The sequence below is a fragment of the Marinobacter sp. S0848L genome (assembly GCF_023016065.1).
GTDB lineage: Bacteria > Pseudomonadota > Gammaproteobacteria > Pseudomonadales > Oleiphilaceae > Marinobacter.
Genome location: NZ_JALKAQ010000004.1, coordinates 104358 through 118014, shown reverse-complemented (window position 1 = coordinate 118014; position 13657 = coordinate 104358). Strand labels below are relative to the sequence as shown.

General features: G+C 54.9%; 12 protein-coding genes. 11 read left to right on the top strand and 1 reads right to left on the bottom strand.

The window, feature by feature from the left end:
- Positions 1-13: 13 nt before the first annotated feature.
- On the bottom strand, positions 14-1621 hold the full coding sequence (gene nadB, locus MWU64_RS06995) for an L-aspartate oxidase (protein WP_247062890.1): 1608 nt from the start codon (positions 1619-1621) through the stop codon (positions 14-16).
- A 138-nt stretch (positions 1622-1759) separates the two neighbouring features.
- Here nadB and rpoE point away from each other — a divergent pair, with 138 nt between their 5' ends.
- From rpoE to era, 11 genes are all read left to right on the top strand, one after another.
- Positions 1760-2446, top strand: a complete 687-nt coding sequence (rpoE, locus tag MWU64_RS06990) for an RNA polymerase sigma factor RpoE (RefSeq protein WP_281496289.1) — start codon at positions 1760-1762, stop codon at positions 2444-2446.
- Between the two features lie 15 nt (positions 2447-2461).
- Positions 2462-3022, top strand: coding sequence for an RseA family anti-sigma factor (locus MWU64_RS06985; protein ID WP_247062889.1), 561 nt, complete (start codon positions 2462-2464; stop codon positions 3020-3022).
- Positions 3023-3039: 17 nt separating this feature from the next.
- Positions 3040-4086, top strand: a complete 1047-nt coding sequence (locus MWU64_RS06980) for a MucB/RseB C-terminal domain-containing protein (protein ID WP_348645550.1) — start codon at positions 3040-3042, stop codon at positions 4084-4086.
- Complete coding sequence (locus tag MWU64_RS06975) at positions 4076-4525, top strand: SoxR reducing system RseC family protein (RefSeq protein WP_247062888.1); 450 nt, start codon at positions 4076-4078, stop codon at positions 4523-4525. The genes MWU64_RS06980 and MWU64_RS06975 overlap by 11 nt, the downstream gene beginning before the upstream one ends.
- An 83-nt stretch (positions 4526-4608) precedes the next feature.
- A complete protein-coding gene (locus tag MWU64_RS06970) occupies positions 4609-6084 on the top strand; it encodes a DegQ family serine endoprotease (RefSeq protein ID WP_247062887.1) in 1476 nt (491 codons plus the stop codon).
- A gap of 122 nt (positions 6085-6206) precedes the next feature.
- Positions 6207-8930, top strand: a complete 2724-nt coding sequence (locus MWU64_RS06965; protein ID WP_247062886.1) for an EAL domain-containing protein — start codon at positions 6207-6209, stop codon at positions 8928-8930.
- A 102-nt stretch (positions 8931-9032) separates the two neighbouring features.
- Complete coding sequence (lepA, locus tag MWU64_RS06960; protein WP_247062884.1) at positions 9033-10835, top strand: translation elongation factor 4; 1803 nt, start codon at positions 9033-9035, stop codon at positions 10833-10835.
- 17 nt (positions 10836-10852) lie between these two features.
- Entirely contained in the window at positions 10853-11635 is a 783-nt protein-coding gene (lepB, locus tag MWU64_RS06955; protein ID WP_247062878.1) for a signal peptidase I, read from the top strand.
- A 26-nt stretch (positions 11636-11661) separates the two neighbouring features.
- The gene (locus tag MWU64_RS06950) at positions 11662-12048 is read left to right on the top strand and encodes a DUF4845 domain-containing protein (RefSeq protein ID WP_247062875.1); all 387 of its coding nucleotides are present in this window, start codon (positions 11662-11664) and stop codon (positions 12046-12048) included.
- Positions 12045-12734, top strand: a complete 690-nt coding sequence (gene rnc, locus MWU64_RS06945; RefSeq protein ID WP_247062873.1) for a ribonuclease III — start codon at positions 12045-12047, stop codon at positions 12732-12734. Before MWU64_RS06950 ends, rnc begins: the two co-directional genes overlap by 4 nt.
- Positions 12734-13651, top strand: a complete 918-nt coding sequence (gene era, locus MWU64_RS06940; protein WP_247062871.1) for a GTPase Era — start codon at positions 12734-12736, stop codon at positions 13649-13651. Before rnc ends, era begins: the two co-directional genes overlap by 1 nt.
- Positions 13652-13657 lie beyond the last annotated feature (6 nt).

Genomic DNA, 13657 nt, shown 5'->3' with positions numbered 1-13657 from the left:
TGGAAGCTCTGACTCAAGGAGCCAGAGTTCGATAAGTTGTGGGCACCAACACAGTATCACGCGCCTCGCTCTGGGCTTGCGGATAGTCCAGCGTGTAATGCAGGCCGCGGCTTTCTTTGCGCTGCAGAGCCGAGCATATGATCAGGTCTGATATGGTGACCAAGTTACGTAATTCAATGAGGTCGTTGGTAACCCGGTAGTTGCTGTAGAACTCGTTGATCTCGCCCTGCAGCAGATCCACCCGGTGTTTGGCGCGATGCAGGCGCTTGGTGGTGCGCACAATGCCGACATAATCCCACATGAAGTGGCGCAACTCGTCCCAGTTGTGGGAAATGATAACGTCTTCATCGGAATCCCGAACCTGGCTTTCATCCCACGCAGGTACTGAGGGCACCTTGGGAATGTCGGCTTCCCGGCGGGCAATGTCCTGAGCCGCTGCACGGCCATAAACCAGACATTCCAGCAGAGAGTTGCTGGCCATGCGATTGGCGCCATGAAGGCCGGTAAAGGCGGCTTCTCCGACGACATAAAGTTGATTAATGTCGGTTCTGGCGCGCTCGTCGCTGATGATGCCGCCGCAGGTGTAGTGGGCGGCCGGCACGACCGGAATGGGGTCTTGGGTAATGTCGATGCCGAAACTGAGGCATTTTTCGTAAATCGTCGGAAAGTGGTGCTTAATAAAATCGGCCGGTTTGTGGCTGATGTCCAGGTATAGATGATCTGCCCCCAAACGCTTCATTTCGTGGTCGATGGCCCGCGCGACCACATCACGGGGAGCCAGCTCGGCACGGTCGTCGAACTTGTCCATGAACCGGCTACCATCGGGCAGCTTCAGCACGCCGCCTTCACCGCGAACCGCTTCGGTAACCAGAAAGGATTTGGCGTGGGGGTGGTACAGGCAAGTCGGGTGGAATTGGTTGAATTCCATGTTGGCGACCCGGCACCCGGCCCGCCAAGCCATCGCAATACCGTCACCGGACGCGCCGTCGGGGTTGGTGGTGTAGCGGTACGCTTTGGATGCGCCACCGGTTGCGACAACGGTGAAACGGGCGCGATAAAGCTCTACGTGATTGTCTTCCAGATTGAGAATGTAGGCGCCAACGCATCGGTTACCCGGTAGGGACAGATTGCGATTGGTGATCAGATCAACCGCGACCCGGCCGGATTTGAGTTCAATGTTTCGCTTGGCGGCTGCCTGGCTGGCGAGTGTCGTAGAAACCGCTTGCCCCGTCGCGTCGGCGGCGTGAATAATGCGGCGATGGCTGTGGCCGCCTTCACGGGTCAGGTGGTATTGGTCGTCGTTTTCTTTACGAGTAAAGGTCACGCCGGACTCGATGAGCCAGTCAATGCTTTCTTTGCCGTGTTCTACAGTAAAGCGCACGGCATCTTCGTGGCACAAATCACCCCCGGCGTTCAGGGTGTCCTGAATATGGTTTTCCACCGAGTCGGTGGCATCGAGAACCGCAGCAATACCACCTTGCGCCCAAAGTGTCGCTCCGGAACTGATGTCCGCTTTACTGATGACGCAAACGTTCAGGTGCTCTGGCAGATTCAAAGCGACGGTCAGTCCGGCAGCGCCGCTGCCGATAATAAGAACATCGTATTCGTAGGATTGTGGCATTGGGTTGTTGTCGCAGGCCATAATGTGGAAGTGTATTGAACTAAACTTTGTGCTTGCTGTCTATTTGGCCCGATGGATATGCTTCGGGCCGGTTGCTGTCGGCAACCTGGGTTCATGTATGAACACCGGAATAACACAATGACACAAGCGAGCCGATTAAAAGCCACCCTGATGGCCAACCAAACGGGACACGCCGTAGCTTCGTCCATGATTTCCGATACAGATTCTACATCGAGTGAGCAGACTGAAAGCCAGACGGATTTGCAGTTGGTGCGAAAAGTTCGTCATGGGGACCGGGCTGCGTTCGACCTGCTTGTGGTGAAATACCAGTCCCGGGTGGCCTCGATTATCAGCCGGTACGTGTACGACAGTCACGAAGTGATGGATTTGGCGCAAGAAACCTTTATCAAGGCGTTTCGAGCCATCGACCGGTTCCGCGGTGACAGCGCATTTTACACCTGGCTGTACCGTATTGCCGTGAACACCGCAAAAAATCATCTTGAAGCCCGGGGGCGTCGGCCCCAAGGCTCTGCGGATTCTTCCGAGGCGGAAAACTATGACGACGGCCGCCGCCTAAGAGATGTGGCTTCACCAGAAAAACTTCTGCAAAAAGACCAGCTGCAAAAGGCGTTGGCCGAGGCCATTGCCGCATTACCCGAGGAACTAAGATCTGCTTTCTTGCTCAGAGAATATGACGGTCTCAGTTATGAAGACATTGCCCGGATTCTGGAGTGCCCGATTGGAACCGTGCGTTCCCGGATTTTCAGAGCCCGGGATGCGGTGGATCGACACATTGGTCCACTCCTTAATCATTCAGTGACGTAAGTGAGGTTGCACCCGATGGATGAGCGTCTCAGAGAAACTCTGTCAGCAATGATGGACGATGAAGCGGACGAGCTTTCAGTGCGCAGATTGCTTTCGCACGACGATCAGAACGAAGTCAGAGAACAGTGGCAAAGGTGGCAGCAAGTGCGCGACCTGATGCACGAAGCGCCTGGCACCTCATACGGAGTGGATGTTGCGGGCGCTGTTCGAGCTGCGATTGATGACCAGGAAACCCCAGCGGTAAAAGCAGCAGCCACCAACGCCCGAGCTGGCGGATACTGGCATTGGCCGGTGGCGGCTATGGTCGCTTTGGCTCTGGTGGTTGGGTTTGGTGCCGGAGCCGGTTGGGGCACCTCGCCGGTTGAGGCCGGAAATGCGTTGGCGTTGAGTGAAGCTGACGAGGCTGCGTCACAGCTCGTGTTAAGTACCGAAGAAGTGGTTTTACAGAGGTTGGATGAGCAGCAGTTGCGCCAAGTGCGTCAATACTTGCTGGAACATGCTCAGCACAACAGCGTGGGGGCCGGTCGCGGCTCCATGGGGTACGCGAGAATGGTGAGTGCGAGCGGTGGATATTGAGCCTGAGGTGTCTGGATATGAACGTTTCGCTTAAGGGCGAACTCCCCACGGTTCGAACACTGGTGCTTGCGTTGTGGGTGTTATTTGCGCCGTCTATGGTAGCAACCGCTGAAGAGAATCAGGCTGCGGCACCCTCGGCAATGACCGCAATGGACTGGTTGGAGCAGCTGGGCCCGGCACTGAATATGACCTCCTATGAAGGTGTGTTCGTCTACGCCCGGGGAGATCAGGTGCATTCGATGCGCATCGCTCATCGATACCGGAACGGCCAAGTAGAAGAGCGCTTGGTGATGCAGGACGGTGGCTCGGGTGAGATCGTCCGAAAAGGCATGGACGTGGTTTGTGTGTTACCGGATCAGGGGCGCGTTCGGTTAGACGAGGTCATTCCGTCAGGGCCTTTTGCTGAGGCGTTTACCAGTCAGCTAATGCCGGTCAGTCAATGGTATCAGCCTGCGTTGGTGGGTGAAGATCGGGTGGCGGGGTACGATGTGGTGACGGTGGACCTGACCGCTAAGGATAACCATCGTTACAGCCATCGCCTTTGGATTGAAAAAGAAACCGGGCTATTGGTTAAAAGCCACGTTCGCGATGTGGACGATTCGGTTTTGGAACATTTCCAGTACACCAGTCTGGAAATTACAGACGATATTGCTGACGAGAAATTCGAGGTACAAACCGAGGGTCGCGAAATCACCCGCCATCTTGGCGCCCTCGAACCTCAGCAATCGTCGATGGGTCGAATGACCGGGTGGACGATGAATTGGCGTCCGGATGGCTACATGGCGGCCGCCACCCCCAGTTCCGGTAACGGCAAGGCGGTTGCGTTCTCGGACGGTTTGGCAACCTTCTCGGTATTCGTTGAGCCGGTCAAAGGGGTCAAAATGCCGACTGGCGCGTCTCGTGTGGGCGCGTCTACGGTTTACATCCATGAAGTATCTGTAGCGGAGCGGCCATTTTTGATTGTTGTCGTCGGAGAAATTCCGCCCGACACGGCTCGAAAAGTTGCCCGCTCGGTATCGATTGATGACGCGTTGGCTCAAGGGTGGGTGACCAGTGATCACTGAAACTGGAAAAGTCATTGCCCTTCAAGGCGCCCAGGCCTGGGTGCAAACGATCCAGACCAGCGCCTGTGAAAGTTGTTCGGCCCGAGCCGGGTGCGGACAGCGTGCGCTTGCCGCGGTGTCGGGGGGTAAAGCCAACCAGGTATTGGTGTCGAATACAGTTGATGCACAAGTTGGCGACGAAGTCGTCATCGGCGTGGATGAGCAATCTTTGTTGGCGGCCTCCTTGGCGGTCTACGGGGTGCCACTGCTGCTCATGGTTCTGACAAGCATCGGCGCGTTCCGGTTACTCGGCGAGACGGATCTGGTGGCAGTTGTCGGGGCGCTGGCGGGATTAGCTGCGGGGTTCGGGTTGGTGCGCCGCTGGCAATCAAAGGCGGGGGATCGGTTTCAGCCTCATATGGTTCGCGTAAACCGGATAGCGTCGGTGACCTGTCTATAAAACCTACCGATTTTTAAGTTGAAAAGTGGCCGCGCAGCCATAAATTGTTACGGCAGACCAACGGCTAAAATAAGGGGGTTCTCATGCACAAAATAACTACGCCGGTTGCTCGTTATCCTGATGTGTTTCAATCGGGTTTTATTCCGGGCGTATGGCTGGTGTTCGCTGTATTGGTATCGGCTCTGTGGAGCCAGCAAGTGGCGGCGCGGAGTTTGCCGGATTTCACCGAACTGGTTGAAGAAAACTCCAGTGCCGTCGTCAACATCAGTACCACCAGTGAACCCACGGGTCGCAGATCACGGTTTCAGGGGCTGCCCTTCGATGAGGAGCAACTGGATCAGTTGCCGCCATTCTTGCAGGATTTCTTTCGCGGCCCGAATTCCCCGTTTGGTGGTGCGCCGGGTGGTAAACCGCAAACTCGCTCAATGGGCTCCGGGTTCATCGTTTCCAAAGACGGTTATGTCCTGACCAATAACCATGTCGTTGAAGGTGCCGATGAAGTGATGGTTCGGCTGAACGATCGCCGGGAGTTTGTTGCGACCATTGTGGGTACCGATCCCCGTTCCGATATGGCCGTTCTGAAAATTGAGAATGCCGACGATCTGCCCGTGGTTCAGGTGGGCAGTTCCGAAGAGCTCAAAGTGGGCGAGTGGGTGTTTGCCATCGGCTCACCGTTCGGGTTCGATTACACGGTAACCGCAGGTATCGTCAGTGCGCTCGGACGTTCTTTGCCCTCAGAAAACTACGTGCCGTTCATTCAAACCGATGTTGCGATCAACCCCGGTAATTCCGGTGGCCCGCTGTTCAATCTGGACGGTGAAGTGATTGGCATCAACTCTCAGATTTATACCCGTTCCGGCGGATTCATGGGCGTATCGTTTGCGATTCCGATTGATGATGCGATGAGCGTGTTCCGTCAGCTTCGTGATGAAGGTTCTGTCGCCCGTGGCTGGTTGGGCGTGTTGATTCAGGAAGTTAACCGGGATCTTGCCGAAACATTCGGGCTGAAAAGACCGCGCGGTGCCTTGATTGCTGAAGTGATGGTGAATTCGCCAGCGCAGGCGGGAGGCTTGCAGCCCGGTGATATCGTGCTGGAATACAACGGCGAAGAAATCGAACTGTCGTCGGATTTGCCGCCGAAAGTGGGCCGCACGCCTGTGGGTGAATCAGCCCGGTTGACCGTGCTCCGGGGCGGAGACGAGATCGAGCTTGATGTGGAAATCGGAGAGTTGCCGGAAGACGGTCGCACCAGCCGTTCCAAGCCGCGGGGCCAGATGGACGGAAATGCTGGTGCACTTGGTTTGACCGTAGAGCCGCTTACTCCGGAAAATGCCCGTGCTGCGGGTGTTGAAAGTGGTGTGCTGGTGACCAGCGTCGAGCGTGGCCCGGCCCTGAAAGCGGGCATCCGAACCCGTGACATCATCACCGAAATCAACCGCAAACCGGTGGGATCACTGAAGGCATTTCGGGCGGTCGTGGAAAGTCTGTCCGACGGTCAGGCGGTGTCCGTTCGTGTGGTGCGTCAGGGGCGGCCGATCTATCTGGTGATGAGGCCGTAAGCTAACGCTGTTTTTGGAAGTTGTGCGCTGGCTCCCGGGCGTGTCACGACATGCCCGGGAGCTTTTGCTATACTCGCCGGATCTCTTCGAACCCAAGGTCATGGGATGGACCCGGTGACAATATGAAAAACAAGGAATTATCCCTCCGCCAACTGCTCAAACTGCGCAATTCCTGGTTGGCTTTGCTCGTTTTTATCGTCTCTGTTTGCGTCACTATCTTGCTTTGGCAGGTTTCCATCCGTTTGGTGGAAGATCGGGCCGAGGCTAAATTTCGCGCTCAGTCCCTGCAATTGAAAACGGCCATTGAAGAGCGCCTGCTGAACTACGAACAGGTATTGGCCGGCAGTGCAGGCCTGTTTGCGGTGAAAGGCGAGGTCAGCCGTGATGAATGGCGTGAGTACGTTGAGAAAGTGGATATCAACCGTTATTACCCTGGAATAGAAGGGATCGGTTACGTACAGAGGATTGGCGTGCGCCAAATGGCGGACCACATTGCCTTTGTGCGGTCAGAAGGTGTGTATAAGTATTTGGTGAAGCCGCTTGGTAAGGGGCCTTATTACTACCCCATGGTGTATCTTGAGCCTGGCACCGAGCGAAATCTGAGCGCTCTTGGTTATAACGCCTTTAGTGATCCTATTCACCGGATAACCATGGAGAGGGCTCGCGATGACGCCAAGCCGATGGTAACCGGCAAGGTTGTCTTGGTTCAGGAGGCCCTGGCCGAGGATCAGGCAGGCTTTCTTATGTATTACCCCGTGTATCAGGGCGGCGCCATTCCGGATGTCAGAGCTGAGCGCCGAATGATGCTGGCGGGCTTTGTCTTCAGTGCCTTCCGTATGAATAACCTGCTCGATGGCATCGTGGGTCTCATTTCCCCGTTCCTTGATGTCCGTATCTACGATGCCGCCGTTGTTTCCCGGAATACGCTGATGTATGGCTCCAACCTGGGGTCGCTGGATAATGACTTCAGTTTCGAGCTCAGCCAAACGATTTCTCATGGGGGGCGTGAATGGCTCCTGGAAACGCGGTCTACCCCCGCGTTTGACTATCTGGCTTCGGACCCTCGCCCCCCGATTGTGCTGGGAGCGGGGTTGGCCATCAGTGTTCTGATGTATCTGTTCGTGCTTTCGCTGATTCGGTCCCGGCTTGGGGTTCAGATCAGTGCAGGGCGATATCGCGCAATTACGGAAGGTGCTGCAAACGTAACAATGGTCATGAATCGGGCGGGCAACCCGATGTATGCGAGTCCGTCCGCCCGGGATATTCTGGGTTTTGATCCGGACCGGATAGCCGATCTGAACTTTAAGTCTTTGGTCAATCCCGACGACTGGCCGGGGTTGCGGCAGGCCTTCAAGGACGCGGTGTCCTCTCCGGGTAAGCAGATGCCGGTAGTGCGGGCTCGCATCAATGATGCCGACGGACATTGTCGTGATATGGAAGGTACCTTCACGTCTATGTTGAGCGTGCCGGGAGTCGGTGGGGTCGTGTTGAGCTTGCGTGACCTGACACAGTTAAAAGCGGCGCAATCGGAATTGCATCGACTGGCTTTCTTTGACCCCTTGACCGGGCTGGCCAACCGGCAGCTGTTTCGTGACCGCCTGAACAGTGTGGTGCAACGATCCCGCCGCAGCGGTGAACCGGCTGCGCTGATGTATCTGGATTTAGACGGCTTCAAACGTATCAACGATACCCTTGGGCATGATGCCGGCGATGAGTTGCTGCGGCAGGTAGCTGTGTGGCTCCGAGGCTGTGTGCGCGAAGAGGATTCTGTGGCCCGTCTGGGGGGCGACGAATTCGTGGTTCTGCTTTCCAGGGTTAGCAGTACCGACGCGGCAGGTAAGGTCGCGGAAACCATTTTGCGGAGATTGTGCCAAAGAATCCGGCTGAGCGATCACGAAGTGGGAGTGACGGTCAGTATTGGTATCACCATGGTTCCTCACGACAGTGAAGACGTGGGTACGCTCATGAAATTTGCAGACCTGGCCATGTATCGGGCCAAGGAAATGGGCCGCAATAACTACCAGTTCTTCACTCCGGCGATGAACATTAAAGCCGCACGTCGCATGTTGCAGCAGGAAGAGCTGGCGACCGCGCTGCAAGAGGATCGTTTCGTTCTTCATTATCAGCCAAAGGTGGATTTAAACACCCAGAAAGTGATTGGTGTCGAAGCCTTCTTGCGTTGGCATCATCCTGAAAAGGGGGTGGTGCCGGCTCAGCAGTTTATTAACCTGGCGGATGAAACCGGTTTGATCATCCGCTTGGGTGAGCAGGCGTTCCGGCAGGCCTGTATTCAGGTTCAGGCGTTGGAACGTGCGGGCTTTGAATCTCTGAAAATGGCGATTAATTTCTCGGTTCGCCAAATCACCGATACCGGCTTTTTGGATTTGATCCGGCGCGTTATTACGGAAACCGGTGTCGCTGCGGACCGCATTGAGCTGGAGCTTCCGGCGGAATTGCTCAACGAAGATCCGCGAATGCTTCGTGAATTGCTGGTTGCCCTGAACGATCTCGGAGTGTGCCTGATTCTGGATGATTTCGGCAAAGGCTCCTGCTCTTTAGTTGCGCTGCAGCAGTTACCTCTGGATGTCATCAAAATCGATCATGGCTTCATTCGTGATATCCCCTACAACGTCAGTGCCACCGATGTTGCTTCGGCGGTCATTGCGTTGGCGCATAAATTACACCTGACGGTCGTGGCCGAAGGCGTTGAAACCGTACAACAACTCGCCTTTTTGAAGTCTGCCGGTTGCGCCCAGAGCCAAGGCAATTTGTTCAGCTATCCGCTGGATGAAGATGCCCTCATCGGGTTCCTTATTCGCCAATATGAGAAGCCGCTTATTTCCTGAACATGGCAATAGCGGCCGGATACCGGTAAAATCACGCCGTTCCCGGACCCGTAGCGGCTATACCGGGCTCAATCCCATGTCTTATATGAGTAATCATTGTCTGTGACTGAACTGAGCCGAATCCGTAACTTTTCCATCATTGCCCACATCGACCACGGTAAATCCACGCTGGCGGATCGTTTCATTCAAAGCTGTGGCGGTTTGACCGAGCGTGAAATGGCCGCTCAGGTGCTTGACTCCATGGATCTCGAGCGAGAGCGGGGCATTACCATCAAAGCCCAGAGTGTAACGCTCAACTACACCGCTCGAGATGGCGAAACTTATAAATTGAACTTCATCGACACACCGGGGCACGTCGACTTCTCGTACGAAGTTTCTCGCTCTCTGTATGCCTGTGAAGGTGCGCTACTGGTTGTGGATGCTGGCCAAGGCGTAGAGGCGCAGTCGGTGGCTAACTGCTATACCGCGCTGGAGCAAGGGCTGGAGGTTGTACCGGTACTGAACAAAATGGATCTTCCGCAGGCCGAGCCAGAACGCGTGGCAGCCGAGATTGAAGATATCATTGGCATTGAGGCGCAGGATGCGGTGCGCTGCAGTGCCAAGAGCGGCCTGGGTGTCGAGGATGTTCTTGAGGACCTGATTCAGAAGATCCCGCCTCCGAAAGGGGATCGCAGTGCGCCGTTGCAGGCCCTGATTATCGACTCCTGGTTCGATAATTATCTGGGCGTAGTGTCGCTGGTGCGCGTTATCGAAGGGGTTCTGCGCAAAGGCGACAAGATTGTTATCAAATCCACGAATAAAGCCTGGAGTGCTGACAAAGTCGGGATTTTTAACCCCAAACCGACCGATACCAACATTCTCGAAGCGGGCGACGTAGGTTTTGTGGTTGCTGGCATCAAGGATATTCACGGCGCGCCAGTGGGCGACACCATTGTGCATCAGAAACATGCGGAAGAAACCCCGATGTTGCCGGGGTTCCAGAAGGTTAAGCCGCAGGTGTATGCGGGCTTGTTCCCGGTCAGCGCCGATGACTATGACGATTTCCGGGACGCGTTGGAAAAGCTGACCCTGAACGATGCCTCGTTGTTTTTCGAGCCTGAAAATTCGGATGCCCTGGGTTTTGGTTTCCGTTGTGGTTTCCTGGGCATGCTGCACATGGAAATCATTCAGGAGCGTCTGGAACGCGAATACGACATCGATCTGATTACCACAGCACCGACGGTTATCTATGAAGTGGTGACCAAACAGGGTGAGACGGTGTCGGTAGATAACCCGTCCCGGCTGCCGGATATCGGCTCTATCGAAGAAATGCGCGAGCCGATTGTCGAAGCCAATATTCTTGTGCCCCAAGAGCACTTGGGCAACGTGATTGCCCTGTGTGAAGAAAAGCGGGGCGTTCAGAAGAACATGCACTTCATGTCGTCTCAGGTGCAGCTCAGCTACGAGTTGCCAATGGCCGAAGTGGTGATGGACTTCTTTGACCGCATTAAATCGGCAAGTCGGGGGTTTGCCTCGCTGGATTATCATTTCGTGCGCTTCCAGGACGCGAACCTAGTGCGTTTGGATGTGTTGATTAACGGTGAGCGTGTGGATGCACTCGCCATCATCGTGCACCGTGATCTGGCGCACCGTAAGGGGCGTCAGCTGATCGAAAAGATGAAAGAGCTGATCCCGCGGCAGATGTTCGATATTGCGATTCAGGCCGCTATTGGTACTCAGGTGGTCTCGCGGGTGACCGTCAAAGCGTTACGCAAAAACGTAACGGCTAAGTGTTACGGTGGTGATGTCAGCCGTAAGAAGAAACTGCTTCAGAAGCAGAAGGAAGGCAAAAAGCGCATGAAGCAGCTGGGTAATGTCGAGGTGCCTCAAGAAGCGTTTCTTGCTGTATTAAAAGTTGATAATTAATAACACTAAGGCACCCGATGGATATTGATTTCCCACTGGTATTGGTTGTTCTTACCTTTGTGACCGGTGTGGTTTGGCTGGCGGACAAATTGTTTTTGCGCAAGCGCCGGCTCGCCAACACGACCGAGCAAACCGAAACGGACCGTTCGGAAGAGCCCAAAGAGCCTTGGCTGATCGACATCAGCCGCTCTTTTTTTCCGGTATTGGCCGTTGTGCTGGTATTGCGTTCGTTCCTGATTGAGCCGTTCCAGATTCCGTCGGGGTCTATGCTGCCAACATTGGAAGTGGGCGATTTCATTCTGGTCAACAAATACGCTTATGGCCTGAGGCTGCCAGTGGCCGGCACAAAGGTCGTTGAGATTGGCGACCCTGAGCGTGGCGATGTCATGGTGTTCCGCTTTCCGGAAGACGGCGTAACCAATTACATCAAGCGAGTAATCGGTTTGCCGGGCGATACCGTGCGCTACCGTAACAAGCAGCTTTTCATCAATGATGAACCTGTGTCCCGGGATTTTGTCGCACGTTTGCCGCCGATGGAGCGCTGGCGCGAAACCATGGGCAGCGTTGAACATGATATCTACCTCACCATGGGGCGCGTATCCGGCTCTGGAGAAGGTGAATGGACGGTTCCCGACGGGCATTACTTTGTAATGGGCGACAACCGGGACAACAGTAACGACAGTCGTTTCTGGGGCACGGTTCCGGATGAACTGGTGGTTGGTAAGGCCTTCGGTATCTGGATGCACTGGAAATCTTTCACAAGTCTGCCATCTTTTGACCGAGTGGGTGGCATCGAATGATTTTAAAGATTTCGGAGCGAACACGCATGAACAATGGATTTCCCAAGGGTATGAAGCATCAGCAGGGCAGCGGTTTGACGATGATGATCGTGGCCTTGTTTTTTGCCGGTTTGCTGACCTTTGCGCTTAAAGTTGGCCCAGCTTACCTTGATGACTTTACCATCCAGGAAGCCCTTGAAAACCTTGAAAACATCGAAGGTTTGTCCGATATGGGGCCGGCTCAGGTGCGAGGTGTGATAAACAAGCAGTTAAGTGTGAACAACGTGCGCGGTTTTGATGCCAAGAACATCACTGTTGATAAAGACGGAGATCGGGTGCTCATTAGCGTTGACTATGAGGTTCGCAACAACCTATTTGGCAGTGTCGATACCGTCGTTCACTTTCAACACGAGTATGAGTTTACAGGCAAGTGAGTTCAAAACCAGATCTTGATCAACTCCAGCGCCGCATCGGCTATCAGTTCAAAGACCCTGAACGGCTGTTGCTGGCGCTTACCCACCGAAGCTTCGGTAACCAGAACAATGAGCGTCTGGAATTCCTTGGCGATTCTATTGTCAATATGGTGATCGCTGAACACCTGTTCTTGAAGTTTGAAACCGCCCGGGAAGGACAGTTGAGCCGCCTCCGAGCCCGTATGGTCAAGGGCGTTACCCTTGCTGAAATCGGTCGCGAGTTCCAGTTGGGGCACTACTTGCGGTTGGGGTCGGGAGAACTGAAGAGTGGTGGTTTCCGCCGAGAGTCGATTCTGGCAGATGCCGTGGAATCCATCATTGGCGCTATCTACCTGGATAGTGACTTTTATACCTGCCGGGAGCAGGTGTTGCGCTGGTTTACCGAAAGGTTGGCCGGGCTGGACGTGCAGGATACCCAGAAAGATCCTAAAACCCGGCTGCAGGAGTACCTGCAATCGCGCCAGTTCCCGTTACCGCGATACGAAGTGATCTCGGTGGAAGGCGAGGCCCATAATCAGACGTTCCATGTTACGTGTGCGTTGTCGTCGCTGGACCGTAAAACCACTGGCACCGGCAGCAGTCGCCGAATTGCTGAGCAACAAGCCGCCCGCAGTGCCCTCAAGAAGCTGGGCGTGGAGAATTCCTGATGAACGATATAACCACCCCGGATAACCCGGACAGCCGCTGCGGATTTGTTGCAATCGTCGGGCGCCCCAACGTGGGCAAGTCGACACTTCTGAACCACATCCTGGGGCAAAAGCTCAGTATTACTTCTCGCAAACCCCAAACCACTCGCCATCAGGTGCTAGGGATCAAAACCGAGGGGGATGTGCAGGCGATTTACGTTGATACGCCGGGCATGCATGAAGAAGAGCCAAGGGCGATTAACCGTTACATGAACAAGGCCGCGACCTCTGCGTTGGTGGATGTCGATGTGGTGGTTTTTGTGGTGGACCAGATGAATTGGACCACTGCTGACGAGATGGTTTTAGAGAAGCTTGAGCGCTTGAAGTGCCCGGTCATTCTGGCCATCAACAAGGTTGATAAGCTGGAGAAGCGAGAGTTGATGCTGCCCCATCTCGAAACCTTGGCGGCAAAACGGGATTTCGCCGAGATTATTCCGCTGTCAGCGCTGCGCGAAACCAACCTGGAGCCGTTGGAAGAGGCCGTTGGTCGTTTCCTGCCACAGAGTGTGCATTTTTATCCGGATGATCAGATTACCGATCGCAGCCAACGCTTCATGGCATCAGAAATGGTGCGGGAGAAAATTACACGCCAGCTGGGTGCGGAGCTGCCCTATTCGGTTGCGGTGGAAATTGAAGAGTTCAAGCAGCAAGGTAAGACCCTTCACATTTCTGCGCTGATTCTGGTTGAGCGTGACGGCCAGCGAAAGATCATCATCGGCGACAAGGGCGCTCGGTTGCGTCAGATCGGGCAGGAAGCCCGTATTGATATGGAGCGAATGTTCGATACCAAAGTCATGCTCAAACTTTGGGTCAAGGTGAAGCGTGGCTGGGCCGACAGCGACCGGGCCCTGAAAAGTCTGGGCATGAACGACCTCTGAGGTTGC

What these genes read in the sequence shown, in the direction of transcription:
- nadB (WP_247062890.1), bottom strand. Translation starts at nt 1,621, where the DNA reads ATGCCACAATCCTACGAATACGATGTTCTTATTATCGGCAGCGGCGCT.
- rpoE (WP_281496289.1), top strand. Translation starts at nt 1,760, where the DNA reads ATGACACAAGCGAGCCGATTAAAAGCCACCCTGATGGCCAACCAAACG.
- MWU64_RS06985 (WP_247062889.1), top strand. Translation starts at nt 2,462, where the DNA reads ATGGATGAGCGTCTCAGAGAAACTCTGTCAGCAATGATGGACGATGAA.
- MWU64_RS06980 (WP_348645550.1), top strand. Translation starts at nt 3,040, where the DNA reads ATGAACGTTTCGCTTAAGGGCGAACTCCCCACGGTTCGAACACTGGTG.
- MWU64_RS06970 (WP_247062887.1), top strand. Translation starts at nt 4,609, where the DNA reads ATGCACAAAATAACTACGCCGGTTGCTCGTTATCCTGATGTGTTTCAA.
- MWU64_RS06965 (WP_247062886.1), top strand. Translation starts at nt 6,207, where the DNA reads ATGAAAAACAAGGAATTATCCCTCCGCCAACTGCTCAAACTGCGCAAT.
- lepB (WP_247062878.1), top strand. Translation starts at nt 10,853, where the DNA reads ATGGATATTGATTTCCCACTGGTATTGGTTGTTCTTACCTTTGTGACC.
- MWU64_RS06950 (WP_247062875.1), top strand. Translation starts at nt 11,662, where the DNA reads ATGAACAATGGATTTCCCAAGGGTATGAAGCATCAGCAGGGCAGCGGT.
- era (WP_247062871.1), top strand. Translation starts at nt 12,734, where the DNA reads ATGAACGATATAACCACCCCGGATAACCCGGACAGCCGCTGCGGATTT.